Source organism: Thermopolyspora sp. NPDC052614, assembly GCF_040678635.1.
Taxonomy (GTDB): domain Bacteria; phylum Actinomycetota; class Actinomycetes; order Streptosporangiales; family Streptosporangiaceae; genus Thermopolyspora.
The window spans coordinates 1-15,028 of sequence record NZ_JBFATZ010000022.1 but is presented as its reverse complement, the minus strand read 5'-3'; the positions used below and the strand labels follow the sequence as shown (position 1 = coordinate 15,028).

Sequence of the window (15,028 nt, the reverse complement as noted above, 5' to 3'; positions counted from 1 at the left end):
CGGCCTCGCAGCCCGCGGCCTCGCAGCCCGCGGCTTTGCCGGGGACGGCCTGGCCGCACAGAACCTCGGCGCACACGGCCCTGCCGAACACGACCTCGCCGCACGGTGCCCCCCAGCCCGCGGCTTTGCCGGGCACGGTCTGGCCGCACAGGGCCTCGCAACTCACGGCTTCGCCGGGCACGGCCTGGCCGCACAGAACCTCGGCGCACACGGCCCTGCCGAACACGACCTCGCCGCACGGTGCCCCCCAGCCCGCGGCCTCGCTGGGCGTGGGGCCCGCCTGCCGGGCCGACGGCTTGCGTCGCGTGGCTTGCGGATGGGGGCGGTCAGGTGGGCCAGGCGTTGGCGAGCAGTTCGCGGGTCTCGCGGAGGAGTTGGGGGAGGACGCGGGTGTGGCCGACGATCGGCATGAAGTTGGTGTCGCCGCCCCAGCGGGGGACTACGTGCTGGTGCAGGTGGGCGGCGATGCCCGCGCCAGCGACGTGGCCCAGGTTGAGGCCCACGTTGAAGCCTTGGGCGCCGCTGGCCTTGCGCAGGGCCTCGATGGCCCGCTTGGTGAACTCGGCGAGCTCGGCCGTCTCGGCGTCGTTCAGTTCCACGTAGTCGGCGATGTGCCGGTACGGGCAGATCATCAAGTGGCCGGAGTTGTACGGATACAGGTTGAGCACGGCGAAGACGGCGGTGCCACGCGCGATGATCAGGCCGTCCGCGTCGCTCAGCTTGGGGATCTCACAGAACGGGCAGCCGTCTCCCGCTCCGGAGCCGCTCGGCTTGTTCTCTCCCTTGATGTAGGCCATTCGGTGCGGTGTCCACAACCGCTGGAAGTTGTCCGGTACCCCCGCACCCGCCTGCTCGATCGGCTCCTGCATGTCATGCAGCATAGGACCACCTTCGGCGGCTCCGAGCGCCGGTGTCCCCTGAGAAACGACCGCAATGCGGCTTTCGCCGCCCGGCGCACCCCGTCCGTGCTCCACCCGGTCGCCCGAGGGGCGGTGACTGCCATATGCAGGGACAAGGGCGAGAACTTTCCGGCAAAATCCCAATCGCTGCGCAAACGCACCCGAAGGAGCGTTAAATGACCGAAGTCATCGCCGCTGAGGACCCGGCTGAGAGCACGCCCCCCACGGCCGACGACGCGGCCAACGAGCGCACCTACCCGCCCTCCCCGCTCTCGTCCTCCTCCGCCTCATCGGCTCTGTCGTCGCCGACGCTCTCCGCGTCGGCGCTCGCCGCCGAGCTCTCCTCCCTGGACTTCTCGTCCCCGGAGCCCTCCTCCTCGGCGTTGTCCGGGCTCTCGTCCTATGGGCTGTCGTCGTACGGACGCTCGTACTCGGACTTCTCCTCATCGGACTTCTCCTCATCGGACTTCTCCTCATCGGAGTCCTCCTCGCCGGAGATCACCAGCCCGGCGGTCTCCGCTTCATCGGGACTCTCCTCCGCGAGTTTCTCCACGCCGGAATCCTCGCCGTCCGAACGCTCGTCGTCGGAGTTCTCCTCATCGGAGACGGCATGGTCCGCGTTCTCGTCATCGGATCACTCATCGACGGACTCGGACTCATCCGATATTTCCGCCTCGGAGCGGTCACCCGAGACGACGGCAACATCCGGCCTATCCGCATCTGACTACACATCCGACTACACATCCACCGACACCGCCTCGCACGCCCTCCCAACCCCGGAACCATCACCGGAGCCGACACGCTCCGGACTCGCCACATCCGACTACACCTCCACCGACACCGCCTCAGCCGGGCTTCCGGCACCGGAGCGGTCGCCCGAGGCATCGACGGCGTCCGACGTATTCGCATCCGACTACTCATCCACCGAAACCGCCTCAGCCGGGGTCCCGACCTCCGAGCAGGCACGCGAGACGGCAGCGGCGTCCGGCCGGTCCACATCCGACTCCACATCCACTGAAACCGCCCTCGAAACCGCCCTCGAAACCGCCCTCGAAACCGCCCTCGAAACCGCCTCCGAAACCGCCTCGCACGCCCTCCCAACCCCGGAACCATCACCAAAGCCGACGCCCTCCGAACTCACCGCACCTGAGCGCATGTCCTCGGAGGCCGCCTCGGCGGGATTCTCGTCATTGATGACGCCATCGGAGGCGTCACAGGTGGAGCATTCGGCCAACGGGTTCTCCGCGAACGGGCTCGCATCGTCGGAGTCGCTATCCATGTTGTCCTCGCCCGCGTTGTCCTCGCCTGCGCTGTCCACGCCCGTGTACCCCACGCGGTTGTCCAACGCGTCGGAGCCGGACACGTCGTCCTCGCCCGCCTCGACGCCGACGGCGCACGGCCGGAGCGCGGCTGCGTCGAAACAGTCCACCGCTGAACGGCCCACCACGGAACAGTCCACCGCCGATCGACCCGCCGCGCAGCGGCCCACGGCGGCCGTGGTGAAGGGTCGGATCAAGGTGGCCGACGAGGTGGTGGAGAAGGTCGTGGCGCTGGCCACGATGGAGGTGCCCGGCGTCGTCGCCATGGGCGGCGAACCGGAGCGCGCCGTGGAGTCGGTGCGCGACCGCGCCAGGTTCGGCGGCAGGCGAGCCGGTCAGGGCGTGCATGTGGAGATTGAGGATCGCCAGGTCGCGATCGACATCTCCATCGTGGTCGAATACGGCCGCGTCATCCTGGATGTCGCCAACGAGGTCAAGGCGAATGTCGCCCGCGCGGTCAGTCTCATGGCGGGTCTGCGGGTGGTGGAGGTCAACGTCACTGTCGACGACGTACGCATGCCCGAAGCCGCCCAGCCCGAATAATCCGACATCGCCGGCCGGTCCCGCGACCACCTCTCGACCGGTAGCGGCGGTGAGGCCGGGAACGAGCATGGACGGCCGTCGGCGGACACCGTACGGCGAACGGCCGTCCATGGGATTCGCACGGCAGACGGCCGTCCGTGCAACTGCGCGCCGAGAAGACGCCCGACCGCACGATGAACGGCCGTCGATGGCATCCACACAGCAGACGGCCGTCCACGAAACTCGCACGGCAGACGGGCGTTCGTGCAACTGCGCGCCGGGAATACGCCCGACCGCACGATGAACGGCCACGGGACCGCGCGGCAGATGGGCGTTCGTGGAACTGCGCGCGAGAATACGCCCGACCGCGCGATGAACGGCCGTCGATGGCATCCACACAGCAGACGGCCGTCCACGAAACTCGCACGGCAGAGGGGCGTCCGTGCAACTGCGCGCCGGGAATACGCCCGACCGCACGATGAACGGCTACGGGACCGCGCGGCAGATGGGCGTTCGTGGAACTGCGCGCGAGAATACGCCCGATCGCACGATGAACGGCCGTCCGCAGCATCCACACGGCAGACGGCCGTCCGTGCAACCGCGCGCCGAGAAGACGCCCCACCGCACGATGAACGGCCACGGGACCGCGCGGCAGATGGGCGTTCGTGGAACTGCGCGACGAGAATGCGGCTGACCGCAAGGTGGACGGTCGTCTGCGGGATCCGCTGGCTGAGGGTGCGTCCAAGGGCCCGTCCGGGTGGTGCGGGCCCTTGGTGCTCAGGGCGGTGTTGGAGGTCGCTCCGCCTGACGTCTCGGGGAGGCGTCAGGGCTTGGGGGCGGCGGTTGGCCGGATCGTTGTCGTCAGACCTGGATGTGGCGGTCCACCGCGTCGACGATTTCGGCGATGGCCTCGTCGATGGGGACGCCGTTCTTCTGCTCGCCGGAGCGGTAGCGGAAGGACACCGCGCCCTTGGAGACGTCGTCGTCGCCCGCGAGCAGCATGTACGGGATCTTCTGCTTCTGGGCGTTGCGGATCTTCTTTTGCATGCGGTCGGAGGAGGTGTCCACCTCGACGCGGATGCCCTTGTCGCGCAGCTTCGCCGCTACCTGCTCCAGGTGCGGCACGTGTTCGTCGGCGATCGGGATGCCGACGACCTGCACCGGGGCGAGCCACGGCGGCAGTGCGCCCGCGTAGTGCTCGAGCAGGATCGCGAAGAAGCGCTCCACGGAGCCGAACAGCGCCCGGTGGATCATGTACGGGCGGCGGCGGGTGCCGTCGGACGCCTGGAATTCCAGGTCGAAGCGCTGTGGCATCTGCAGGTCCACCTGGAGGGTGGAGAGTTGCCAGCGGCGGCCGATCGCGTCCCGGATGTGCACGTCGATCTTGGGTGCGTAGAACGCGCCCTCGCCCTCGGCGACCACGTACGGCAGGCCGGACTTCTCCAGGGCGTGCCGCAGCGCCTCGGTGGCCTGCTCCCACTCCCACAGCTCGCCGACGTACTTCTCCTCCGGCCGGGTGGCCAGCTCGGCCTCGAACTCGGTGAGCCCGTAGTCGCGCAGCAGGTCGATCACGAACTGCAGCAGCGAGGCGAGCTCGTCGGCGAGTTGCTCGGGGGCGCAGAAGATGTGCGAGTCGTCCTGGGTGAAGCCGCGGGCCCGGGTCAGGCCGTGCAGCACGCCGGACTTCTCGAACCGGTAGACCGTGCCGAGCTCGAACATGCGCAGCGGCAGCTCGCGGTAGGAACGCCCCCTCGCCTTGTAGATCATGATGTGGAAGGGGCAGTTCATCGGCTTGGGATAGTAGGTCGCCCCCTCCATCTCCATGGGGGGGTACATGCCCTCGGCGTACCAGTCGAGGTGCCCCGACGTCTCGAACAGGGTCGACTTGGTGAGATGCGGGGTGACGACGAACTCGTAGCCGCCGCGCTCGTGCCGCTGGCGGGAGTACTCCTCCATGACCCGCCGGGTGACGCCGCCCTTGGGGTGCCACACGGCCAGCCCGCCGCCGATCTCCGACGGGAAGGAGAACAGGTCCAGCTCGGCGCCGAGCTTGCGGTGGTCGCGCTTCTCGGCCTCCTCCAGCATGTGCAGGTACTCGTCCTGCCGCTCCTTGGACTCCCACGCGGTGCCGTAGATGCGCTGCAGCTGCGGGTTCTTCTCGCTGCCGCGCCAGTAGGCGCCGCCGCTGCGCATCAGCTTGAACACGGGGATGACCCGGGTGGAGGGCACGTGCGGCCCCCGGCACAGGTCCTTCCAGCGCAGGTCGCCGGACTTGGGGTCGATGTTGTCGTAGATGGTCAGCTCACCGCCGCCGACCTCCACGCTCTCCTCGTCGGAGGCGCCGCCCTTGAGCCCGATCAGCTCCAGCTTGTACGGCTCGCCGGCCAACTCCTGGCGCGCGTCCTGGTCGGAGACCGGGCGGCGGCGGAACTCCTGCCCCTGCTTGACGATCTCCCGCATGCGCTTCTCGATGCGCTTGAGATCCTCCGGGGTGAACGGCTGCGCCACGTCGAAGTCGTAGTAGAACCCGTTCTCCACCGGCGGGCCGATGCCGAGCTTGGCCTCCGGGAACAGGTCCTGTACGGCCTGGGCCATGACGTGCGCGGTCGAGTGCCGCATGATCGCCCGGCCTTCTTCCGAGTCGATCGTGACGGACTCGACCACGTCGCCCTCGGCGAGCGGGTGCGCGAGGTCGCGCGCCTGGCCGTTCACCCGGGCGGCGATCACGCTGCGGCCGTCGGCGTCCAGCGCCTCCCCCGCCGTGGTGCCCGCCGCCACCACACGCTCGTCTCCGTCGAGGGTGATGCGGAACTCAGACACGGTGGACACACGGACTCCCTGATCGGACGATGGGGCGGATTCGCTGGGCATTGATGGTACCGAGTCGTGGTCATCACCGGATACAACCGGCGCCATTGCTCGCTCCTCTCTCCTTGGGCTGGGGAGAGCGGGCCCAGGAAAGGCAAAACCCCGGGACCGCTCCCGGGGCATCGGCTCGCGCCGCTTCCGTCAGCGCACGCGACCACACCGCCGGGCCTGGCCCGGCGTGGTCGTTAGAAACGCGGCTGCTGGCATGGGTCCAATCATAGCCCTCGTGCCGACCGCCGCGTACGCGTTATCACCGCCTCCCCCCGCCCGATCACCGCCTCTGCCCGCCCGTCCGGCGGCGCGGGTCGCGGCGGGGCAGGCCGGGGACGGGCGGATGCGGGGGCGGCGTGGCCTGCGTCGTCGCAGGTCGAGCCGAGGTCCGCCGATTCCATGCGGGCCGGGTGGCCGGTCCGTGCAGGCCGGGTGGACGGGCCGCGGAAGGAGTCCTTTTTCCGTCCGCGTACTCGTCCATGTATGGAAAGGGTCACCTGTCGTTTCTGCGGTCGCGACCGCGGCCGGAGCGCTCGCCGTCCCTGCCTCGGTAGCGCCCGCGTCCCCGGCGTCTGCGGCGCTTGCCGTAGCGGGTGAGCTCGCCGCGGGTGCCGTCGAAGACGTTCTTGTCGACGGGGCTGTTGGCGTACTGGTGGATCGTCCACGTCTCCCAGGGGTCGGGGACCAAGGGGTCGCCTTTGGGGCGGCCGGGGGCGGCGATCCAGAGCGGGAGTACGCCGAGCCCTTCGCAGTGGCCGTCGTAGGCGAAGGCGTAGTGCGTGTAGATGAAGGGCCGCACTCCGGTGAGCTGGATCACCGCGGCGCACCAGCGGCGGGCGAAACGCGCGACCTCGTGCGGTTTGCGCCTGTCGTTGGTCTCCAGGTCGAGGGCGAGCAGGTCGCCGTGTCGCAGGCCGAACCCGGACCGTCCCGCGGCCGCGGCTGCGCGGCGCAGGGCCCGCAGGAAGTGCACCGCCTGTTCCTCGGGGTTCTTGCCGCCGGGCCGGGCGAAGTGGTACGCGCCGCGCACGATCCAGTGCTCGCGCATGCCCTCCCAGTTGCGCTCGAACCACGGGTCGAGGAACTCGTCGCCCTCGGTGGCCTTGGCGAAGGCGAAGGCGACGCCGCGATCGGCGTGCGCCCGCCAGTCGACGCGGCGCTGCCAGTTCGAGACGTCGATGCCCTTCAGCAAGCGCGGCCCCCGCCCAGAGAATCCCAACTAAGATCAATTAGTCCGATTTTAGCTGGCAAGACCCACAAAATCCGGCAGGACACACGCTCCGAGAGTGTCGCATCACCGTACGAAGCCATCGGCCGGGGGTGAAAGCACGTACGGGTGAGCCCGGCTTCACGCGTGGGGGCGGTCCCCGGCGGGCCGCGCGGCGAGCTCGGTGAACAGCCCGTGCCACCGGGGCATGACGGCCGCCGGGGAGTAGTCCGCGACCGTCCGCAGGGCCGCCTTCACGCGCGGGGGCGGTTTCCGGCGGGCCGCGCGGCGAGCTCGGTGAACAGCCCGTGCCACCGGGGCATGACGGCCGCCGGGGAGTAGTCCGCGACCGTCCGCAGGGCCGCCTTGCCCATGCACAGCCGCAGCTCCCTGTCCCGGATCAGCGTGATCATCGCCTCGGCGAGGCCGTCCACGTCCTCGGGCGGCACCAGCAGGCCGTTCTCGCCGTGCACGATGACGTCGGCGGGCCCGGTCGGGCAGTCGAAGCCGACCACCGGCAGCCCGTGCGACATCGCCTCGATCAGCACCATCGGCAGCCCCTCGAACCGCGAGCTCAGCACGAACAGCGACGCCTCGGCGAGCCTCTCGTCGAGCCGGTCGGTGCGGCCCATCAGCCGTACGCCGTCGCCCAGCCGCAGTTCCCGGGCGAGCTCGCCCAGCCGCCGCAGCCTCGGCCCGGTGCCGTAGATCCGCAGCCGCCAGTCGGGGAACTCCCGCAGGACCTTGGCGAAGGCGGGCAGGAGCAGGTCGAATCCCTTCTGGTGGCACAGCCGCCCCGCCGCGACCACCGTCCTCGCGGTCTGCCGGGACACCCGCTGGTTCAGGCCGCGCACCGCGTTGGGGATGCGCACGACCCGCGTCCCGGGCAGCGCCCCCTGGTAGTGCCGCCGGTCGGCGTGGGTGAGCACCACGACGGCGTCGAAACGCGGATACGCGCGGACGATCGCGGCCCGGACGTCCGGGCGATGGGTGGCGAGGTTCATGTGCTCCTGGGCGACCAGGACGGGCGACCCCGGCCCGCCGCGCCGCCTGCGGCGATCGCCGGCGGCGCGGGCGATCAGCAGGTTGACGCCGGGCCGGGTGCCGACCAGGACGCCGTCCTCCAGGCGTGAGACGTACCGCAGCACGGCCCGCTCCACCTCCGCGTCGAACCAGTCGGCGGCGAACTCGCCGCCCGGCACGATCGACCGCCGCAGTCTCGCCAGGGCGCGCCTGCCGGGCCCCCACCCCGCCGGACCCGCCCCGCCCGGCCCCCCGCGCCGGTCCAGCAGGGTGACCAGGCGCACCCCGGGGTCGAGCGGGAGGCAGGGCTCGTCGCGCCGCCGTACCACGCTGACGATCTCGACCCGGTGGCCGAGCCGGGCCATCTCCCCGGCCTGGTTGAAGACCGTGCGGATCGTGCCGCCCATGCCGTAGGCGTGCAGCAGCAGGTAGCGGATGGTCAGCCCGCCGACGGGCCCGGTCGGCGGCTCCGCCGGGGCGTGGCCGGCGCCCTCGGGGGGAGGGAACAGAGGAAGCCGGGGCCAGGCCCTGCCGAGAGCGCCGTGATCCACGCTCAGATCCAAGCTCATGTCGCCTCACGCTATTGAGCCCGCTCGAAAGAAGGCCGGTGCGCCACTTCAGGGCGGTCTCAGCAGCAGGTAAAGCTAGTTATAAGCTCCCAACAGTTGTGTTCCTGTAATGATTGGTGTCACCGTGACCGAGCCGAGCCGCCGCCGGCGCATGGCCGTGCTGCTCATCTGCTGCACGAGCCTGTTCATCGTCGCCCTCGACGGCACGATCGTTAACGTCGCGCTGCCCGCGATCGGCCGGGACCTGCGCGCGCCCATCTCCGGCCTGCAGTGGACGGTGGACGCCTACACCCTGGTGGTCGGCGGCCTGCTGATGCTGTCCGGCTCGACCGCCGACCGGGTCGGCAGGCGACGGGTCTTCCAGATCGGGCTCGCGTTGTTCTCGCTCGGCTCGCTGCTGTGCAGCGTCGCGCCGAGCCTGGGCTGGCTGGTCGCCTTCCGCATGCTCCAGGCGGCCGGCGGCTCGATGCTCAACCCGGTCGCCGTGTCGATCGTCACCAACGTCTTCACCGAGCCGCGCGAGCGCGCCCGCGCCCTGGGCGTCTGGGGCGGCATCGGCGGCATCAGCATGGCGGCGGGGCCGCTCGCGGGCGGTCTGCTCGTGGAGACGCTGGACTGGCGCGCCATCTTCTGGATCAACGCGCCCATCGGCGTGGCGGCGATCGTCCTGACCGCGCTGATCGTGCCGGAGTCGAAGGCCGCCCGTCCGCGCCGCATCGACCCGCTCGGGCAGGCGCTGGTCATGGTGCTGCTCATCGCGCTGTGCTTCGGCATCATCGAGGGGCCCAACGACGGCTGGGGCTCGCCACTGATCCTGGGCTGCTTCGGCGTCGCCGCGCTCGCCGCCGCCGTCCTGGTGTGGTACGAGCCGCGGCGGCACGAGCCGCTGATCGACCTGCGGTTCTTCCGCAGCGTGCCGTTCTCGGGCGCGGCGGCCATCGCGTGGTGCGCGTTCGCCGCGCTCGGCGGTTTCCTGTTCATCAACACCCTGTACCTGCAGAACGTCCGCGACCTGTCGCCGCTGCAGGCCGGGCTCTACACCCTGCCGATGGCCCTGGCCATGCTGGTGTTCTCCGTCGTCTCCGGCCGCACGGTGGCCGCGTACGGCCCGCGTCCCCCGCTGGTGATCGCCGGGAGCATGCTCACGATCGGCGGCCTGCTGCTCACCCTGATCACGCCCGGGACCCCGGTGCCCGCGCTGTTCGCCGCGTACGTGGTGTTCGGCGTCGGCTTCGGCCTGGTCAACGCCCCGATCACCAACACGGCCGTGTCCGGGATGCCGCGCTCCCAGGCCGGTCTCGCCGCCGCCATCTCCTCCACCAGCCGCCAGGTGGGCCAGTCCTTCGGCGTGGCGATCGCCGGGTCGATCGTGGCCTCCTCGGTCGCCGTGCCGCACGGCCCCGCCTTCACCGGCGCGAGCCACGCGGTCTGGTGGATCTCGGTGGGGTACGGCGCGCTCGTGCTGACCCTCGGCGTCCTCACCACCGGCCGGCGGGCCCGCGCCACCGCGGCCCGCGTCGCCGAGCGCCTTTTTCATGACGACGACCGCGATACCGGTCATCCGGGCGAAAGAATGTCCTCCGGATCTCCCCCCAGAGGTGATGTTCGACCGCCATGAGCGACAACGACCATGTTCCGGGCATCCCCGGCGGTCTCGCGGCCGACGCGCGGCGTTTCGAGAGCGCCGCGCGCGTCTGGCAGGGCATGCGCGCCCTCGTCCTCGACCTCCACGACCGGCGGAAGGCTGCCTGCGACGCGCTGGACATGAGCTACATTCGCGTCAAGGCGCTGCTGCATCTCGCCGCCGGGGCGATGACCATGCGCGCCCTCGCCGCCGATCTGATGATCGACGCGCCGTACACGACCGTGGTCGTCGACGACCTCGAACGGCGCGGCCTCGTCGAACGCACCGCGCATCCCACCGACCGCCGTTCCAAGATCGTCGCCGTGACGCCCGCGGGCGCACGGGCCGCGGCGACCGCCGAGCGCGTGCTCGGCGAGCCTCCCGAGCCGCTGCTCGCCCTCGACGCGGCCGATCTGGCCGAGCTGGACCGGATCCTGTCCGGGCTGCTCGGCGGCACGGATGTACGCCCGCCGGAGCGGCGGCCGATCGGCCGGTGACGCCCGCCGGGTGCGGCGGCCTGTCCGTCGGGTGGCGGCGCGCGGGCCGTGGAACGTTCCCGGTCCGCACCGGCCGTCGGCGGGCGCGTCCGGCGATTCCGGACGCGCCCGCCGGCCGGGTCACAGCCTGCGCAGGCCGGTCAGGACCCGTTCGAGCAGATCCCGGTTGGGCTTGCCGCTGGTCTCCAGCTGCGGCTGGTAGACGCGTACCAGGCCCTCGTTGGCCATGTCGGCGACCAGCACGCGCGCCACGCCGAGGGGCATGGACAGCAGCGCCGAGATCTCCGCCACCGAACGCACCTGGAGGCAGAGCTGGCTGATCGCGCGGTATTCGCGCGAGTAGTTGAGGCCGAGCTGGATGGACGTGGCCGAGGAGACCAGCGCCTCCATCGCCAGTTGCATGCGCGGAGCGGTCCGGCCACCGGTGACGGTATACATCCGCACCAGCGAGGACCTCGACTCCTGCGGCTCCTGCCGGTAGGCGCCGCCTCCGTAGGGGCGCTCCGGGGGGTTCCAGGATCCACCTGACACCGCGTTATCTCCTGTCACATCTTGTGCGGGGGTAACAGACTCGCGTTCGCCCTCGGATCAATCGGCGCTCTCCTCGCCTCCCGAGCCGCTTGACCCGTTCGAGCCGCCCGAGCCGCCGCCGTCGGCCGCGGCGCCCGCGCCCTCGCGGCGGATGGCGTCGCGTCCCCGGCGCAGGCCCGACTGGTAGCTCGACAGGCGGCTGCGCATGCGGTCGGGCGACAGGCGGGGCCGCTGCTGCGGAGCCGAGGGAGCGGCGCCCACGCTCGCCGTGCCGGGGACGAGGTTCGCCTTCGGCACGCGTTTGGGCAGCCCGCCCGCCGTCATGCCGCCCTTCGCGGGCTCGGCGACCGACTGCGCCGCCCGCCATCCGACGTCCGCGGGCGAGGACCAGCCCGCCGCGGAGCCGTCGCCCTTACGCGTCCGTGAGCCCGAGGAGCCCGAGGAGCTTGAGGAGCTTGAGGAGCTTGAGGACCCCGAGGATTCGGCGCCCGAGGTGTGCGTGGAGCGCTGGAACCAGTTCGACTCGACCTCGGCGTAAATGGGCAGATACTCGTCGGCCTTCTCCTGGGACTTGTCCTGCGCCTTGTCGCGCAGGCCCTCGGACGACTCCGCACCGGCGCCCCACTCGCCGCTCGCGGAGGTGCCCCAGTCGCCGGACGAGGACGAGCCCCATCCGTTGCCGCCCTGCGGGCCGGTCCCCGGGCGGCCGGGGGCGACCGGCTGGAAGGACGGGCGGTCGGCGAATCCGCCGGAGCCGCCCTGCGCGGGCGGGAGTTCCGGCCATGCCGACGTGCCGTGGCCCACCTCGGACGGCGGGTCCAGCGTCTCGGCGCCCGGCCAGGGCGCGTTGAGATGCGGCGGCTCCTGCGGCGTGAACGGCCGCAGCCGGTCCAGGTTGAAGGAGTCGCCGGTCTGCGGGCCCGCGCCGCTGTGCGCGGCGGCGCCCGGCAGCGCGGACGGGCCGCTCATCGGACCGCCCATCCCGCCGCCCATGCCGCCGCCGACACCGCCGCCCATCCCGCTTGACGCGCCCGCCAGCGGGGCCGGGCCGGGTGGTCCGAACGAGGGGCCGGGGAGCCCCTGCTGGAACGACTGCCCGGGGTGGAGGGTCGGTCCGGCGTGCGTCGCCTGCGGCATGCCGGGGTACGTGCCGGGGATCGGCACGACCAGGCTCTCCGGGATCAGCACCATGGCGGTGAGACCTCCGGCGTCCTGGGTGCGCAGTTGCACCCGGATGCCGTGCCGCAGCGCCAGGCGGCCGACCACGAACAGGCCCATGCGGCGGGAGGCGGCCACGTCCACCACCGGCGGGTCGGCCAGCCGCCAGTTCACCTGGGCCAGCTCCTCCGGGGCCATGCCGATGCCCTGGTCGGTCACCGAGATCATCACTCCGCTGCCGTCGATCCGGTTGCTGGAGATGAAGACCTTGGTGTCGGCCGGGGAGAACCACAGCGCGTTCTCGATCAGCTCGGCGAGCAGGTGCACGACGTCGTTGACGGCCTGCCCGGCGAGCGCGACCTCCGACTGCAGGCGCAGCACGGCGCGCTCGTAGTTCTCGACCTCCGACAGCGAGGCGCGCACCACGTCCATCAGCTCGACCGGCTCGCTGCGCCGGCGCACGGCCTCCTGGCCGGCGAGGACCAGCAGGTTCTCGCTGTTGCGCCGCATGCGGGTCGCGAGGTGGTCGAGGGTGAACAGGTCGGCGAGCCGCCGCTCGTTCTCCTCGCCCTGCTCCAGCCGCTCGATCAGCGACAACTGGCGCTCGACGAGCGTCTGGCTGCGCCGGGAGAGGTTGACGAAGATCGCGTTGATGTTGCTGCGCAGGCGGGCCTCGTCGCCCGCCAGGCGGACCGCCTCGCGGTGGACCTCGTCGAACGCCCGCGCCACTTCGCCGATCTCGTCCTTGGAGAAGATTCCGATCGGGGCGACGTCGGGGGGCGGCGCGTCGGTGGAGCTGTCGCGCAGTTTCTGGACGACCTCGGGCAGGCGCCGGAGGGCGACGTCCAGCGCGTCGCTGCGCAGCCGGCGCAGCGGGCGTACCAGGGACTGGGCGACGCCGGTGGTGACCAGCAGGACGACGACGAGGATGGCGACCACGACGCCGGCGAGGACGAAGGCCGAGCCGCGCTCGCTGGCCTCCAGGTCGGCGCTGCGGGCCAGGATGGCCTGCATCTGCCGTTCCTCGACCTTGCGCATGCCGTCGATGACCTTGGTGACGGCGGTGTACCACTCGCGCGCGTCGTCGGTCTTGCCGCGCGTCAGGTCCAGGCCCTTCAGGCTCGCGCCGGAGGTGGCCCGGATCAGCACGAGCTGACGCAGGAAGTTGGCCCGGTCGGCGACGCTGCCGTTGACGTTCTCGTCGTAGAAGCGCCGGTCGGCCCGGCTCGCCTCGGAGGTGAAGGCGCGGCGCTCGGCCTCCTCGTCCGACAGCGCGCCGAGGAAGTCCTGCATCTGCTTCTGCTCGAACCGCCCGGCTGTGATGACCACGGCGAGCAGGCCGCGCTGCCGGGACAGGGCCTCCTTGGCCTTGGTGAACGATTCAAGCTGGATCGCGCCGCCGAACAGGACGTCGTCGTTGCTGCCCTTGCCCAGCTCGTCGTAGAGGGACAGCAGGTCGTCCATGATCAGCGAGTACTGGCCGAACGCGGCGTCCGGCAGCAGCTGCTTGCCCATGGCCTGCTTGCGCAGCGCCGACAGGTCCCCGACGCGGTTGATCACCGTGGCCACCTCGTCGGCGGTGCGTCCGGTGATGTTGGTCTGCAGCACCGAGGCGGACGACCGCACCGCGGCGGCGGCGCCGTCCACCCTGGCCATCTGCGCGTCCACGTCGGGTTTCTCCGCCTCGGGGTGGCCCCGGGCGATGTGCATCGCGGTCAGGTCGCGCTCCGCCTCCAGTTCGTGGCTGAGCGCCGACACGCGATCGACGAACTCCGCGAGCTGGTTGACCCGCTGGAAGTCGTTGGCGGCTCCCATCGCCGACGCCACCTGGAATCCGCCGATCAGCACCACCGCGACGGTGGGCACCAGGATGAGCGCGATCAGTCGCGTGCGCACTCGCCAGTTGCGCACGCTGAACACTCCCGGTCGCTCACCCGGAGCCTCCGGCGGCGCCCCCTGCCGGGCGGCACGCGGACTCGCCTGCGGGACGCCCGGGGGTGGGGCGTCACCGGGTTTGCCTCCGGTGGAGGGTACGTAACTACTACTCACGCCAGGTCCGACCTCTCGCCGACCTCGGCCCACAGAGGAACGCCCGTCATGGTCATCCAAGCGGCCCCTGAAGAAGCCAGTTAGGGGAGCAATTTGAGCACACCAATACCAGGCGTACCAAGTTGAACGTAGTCACGATAAAAGGGATCTGACACCCTTCATTACCAGAAAGCTGGAGTCCCAACTTTCGACCCGGGGTTGCGGACATCCGGATCCGCCCCAAGATTCGCCCGAGAACATTCCCTACTGTAGTGGGGAATATTACGGGACGGGCACGATGCCTATCTTCGAACGATCACAGCATCCAAATTCCTGGCGTTTTGCCCTACCCTCACGCGGAGTGCTCGTAGGCTCAGACACCTCCACATCGGCGCGACCATGCCGGTCGGGCGGAAGAAACTTTCGCTCCGCCTGTCAGGGCACAGTCGGGAACCTCCGGTGGGAGCGTCGACCACGACAGGCGACTGGACCGTTACCGACGGTTTGTTGCTGGCTTGCACTGGCGGTTTGTACTGGCGGATTGTGACTGGCGGAGCCCCGACGCCGGGCCCACGCCTCTGGAGGACACGACATATGCGACGAATTCGGCTCCTCGCCGGAGCGCTCTTGCTCTCCCTCGCCGCGACCGGGTGCGGCGGCGCCACGGTGAGCGGGGGATCCACGTCCGGAGCGTCCACGGCTCCGTCGGCCGGCGGGTCGGGCGGGGCCTCGTCCGGCGGGACGGTGAAGATCGCGATCAACCCGTGGGTGGGGTACGAGGCGAACGCGGCG

At 70.8% G+C, this 15,028-nt stretch carries 11 protein-coding genes and 1 pseudogene; 4 read left to right on the top strand and 8 right to left on the bottom strand.

The window, feature by feature from the left end; genetic code table 11:
* Positions 1-326: 326 nt before the first annotated feature.
* The 3 genes from AB0K60_RS31900 to AB0K60_RS31890 form a co-directional block, all read right to left on the bottom strand.
* Positions 327-881 (bottom strand): HIT domain-containing protein, encoded by a 555-nt coding sequence (locus AB0K60_RS31900; protein ID WP_364063619.1) that lies wholly within the window; start codon positions 879-881, stop codon positions 327-329.
* Positions 882-1,299: 418 nt separating this feature from the next.
* Entirely contained in the window at positions 1,300-1,452 is a 153-nt protein-coding gene (locus AB0K60_RS31895) for a hypothetical protein (RefSeq protein WP_364063616.1), read from the bottom strand.
* A 360-nt stretch (positions 1,453-1,812) separates the two neighbouring features.
* Positions 1,813-2,328 carry a hypothetical protein gene (locus tag AB0K60_RS31890; RefSeq protein ID WP_364063614.1) on the bottom strand — a complete coding sequence of 172 codons (516 nt, stop codon included), beginning with the start codon at positions 2,326-2,328 and terminating at the stop codon, positions 1,813-1,815.
* 70 nt (positions 2,329-2,398) lie between these two features.
* Here AB0K60_RS31890 and AB0K60_RS31885 point away from each other — a divergent pair, with 70 nt between their 5' ends.
* Complete coding sequence (locus AB0K60_RS31885) at positions 2,399-2,761, top strand: Asp23/Gls24 family envelope stress response protein (protein WP_364063611.1); 363 nt, start codon at positions 2,399-2,401, stop codon at positions 2,759-2,761.
* Between the two features lie 840 nt (positions 2,762-3,601).
* On the opposite strand, the gene thrS is transcribed toward AB0K60_RS31885, so the two are convergent.
* The 3 genes from thrS to AB0K60_RS31870 all read right to left on the bottom strand — a co-directional run bounded on the left by thrS (position 3,602) and on the right by AB0K60_RS31870 (position 8,398).
* The gene (gene thrS / locus AB0K60_RS31880; RefSeq protein WP_364063608.1) at positions 3,602-5,569 is read right to left on the bottom strand and encodes a threonine--tRNA ligase; all 1,968 of its coding nucleotides are present in this window, start codon (positions 5,567-5,569) and stop codon (positions 3,602-3,604) included.
* 523 nt (positions 5,570-6,092) lie between these two features.
* Positions 6,093-6,791 carry a glycoside hydrolase family 25 protein gene (locus tag AB0K60_RS31875; RefSeq protein ID WP_364063605.1) on the bottom strand — a complete coding sequence of 233 codons (699 nt, stop codon included), beginning with the start codon at positions 6,789-6,791 and terminating at the stop codon, positions 6,093-6,095.
* Between the two features lie 269 nt (positions 6,792-7,060).
* Complete coding sequence (locus tag AB0K60_RS31870; RefSeq protein ID WP_364063602.1) at positions 7,061-8,398, bottom strand: glycosyltransferase family 4 protein; 1,338 nt, start codon at positions 8,396-8,398, stop codon at positions 7,061-7,063.
* A gap of 124 nt (positions 8,399-8,522) precedes the next feature.
* On the opposite strand from AB0K60_RS31870, the gene AB0K60_RS31865 reads away from it, so the two are divergent.
* Both AB0K60_RS31865 and AB0K60_RS31860 read left to right on the top strand, forming a co-directional pair.
* Positions 8,523-10,016 carry an MFS transporter gene (locus tag AB0K60_RS31865; protein ID WP_364063599.1) on the top strand — a complete coding sequence of 498 codons (1,494 nt, stop codon included), beginning with the start codon at positions 8,523-8,525 and terminating at the stop codon, positions 10,014-10,016.
* Complete coding sequence (locus AB0K60_RS31860; protein ID WP_364063596.1) at positions 10,013-10,519, top strand: MarR family transcriptional regulator; 507 nt, start codon at positions 10,013-10,015, stop codon at positions 10,517-10,519. The genes AB0K60_RS31865 and AB0K60_RS31860 overlap by 4 nt, the downstream gene beginning before the upstream one ends.
* Before the next feature lie 120 nt (positions 10,520-10,639).
* On the opposite strand, the gene AB0K60_RS31855 is transcribed toward AB0K60_RS31860, so the two are convergent.
* The gene (locus AB0K60_RS31855; RefSeq protein WP_364063593.1) at positions 10,640-11,050 is read right to left on the bottom strand and encodes a DUF742 domain-containing protein; all 411 of its coding nucleotides are present in this window, start codon (positions 11,048-11,050) and stop codon (positions 10,640-10,642) included.
* A gap of 57 nt (positions 11,051-11,107) precedes the next feature.
* Positions 11,108-14,119: a sensor histidine kinase gene (locus AB0K60_RS31850; RefSeq protein WP_364063590.1), complete on the bottom strand. Its 3,012-nt coding sequence runs from the start codon at positions 14,117-14,119 to the stop codon at positions 11,108-11,110.
* A 711-nt stretch (positions 14,120-14,830) separates the two neighbouring features.
* Here AB0K60_RS31850 and AB0K60_RS31845 point away from each other — a divergent pair.
* Positions 14,831-15,028, top strand: a pseudogene (locus AB0K60_RS31845) (glycine/betaine ABC transporter substrate-binding protein); the annotation flags it as partial.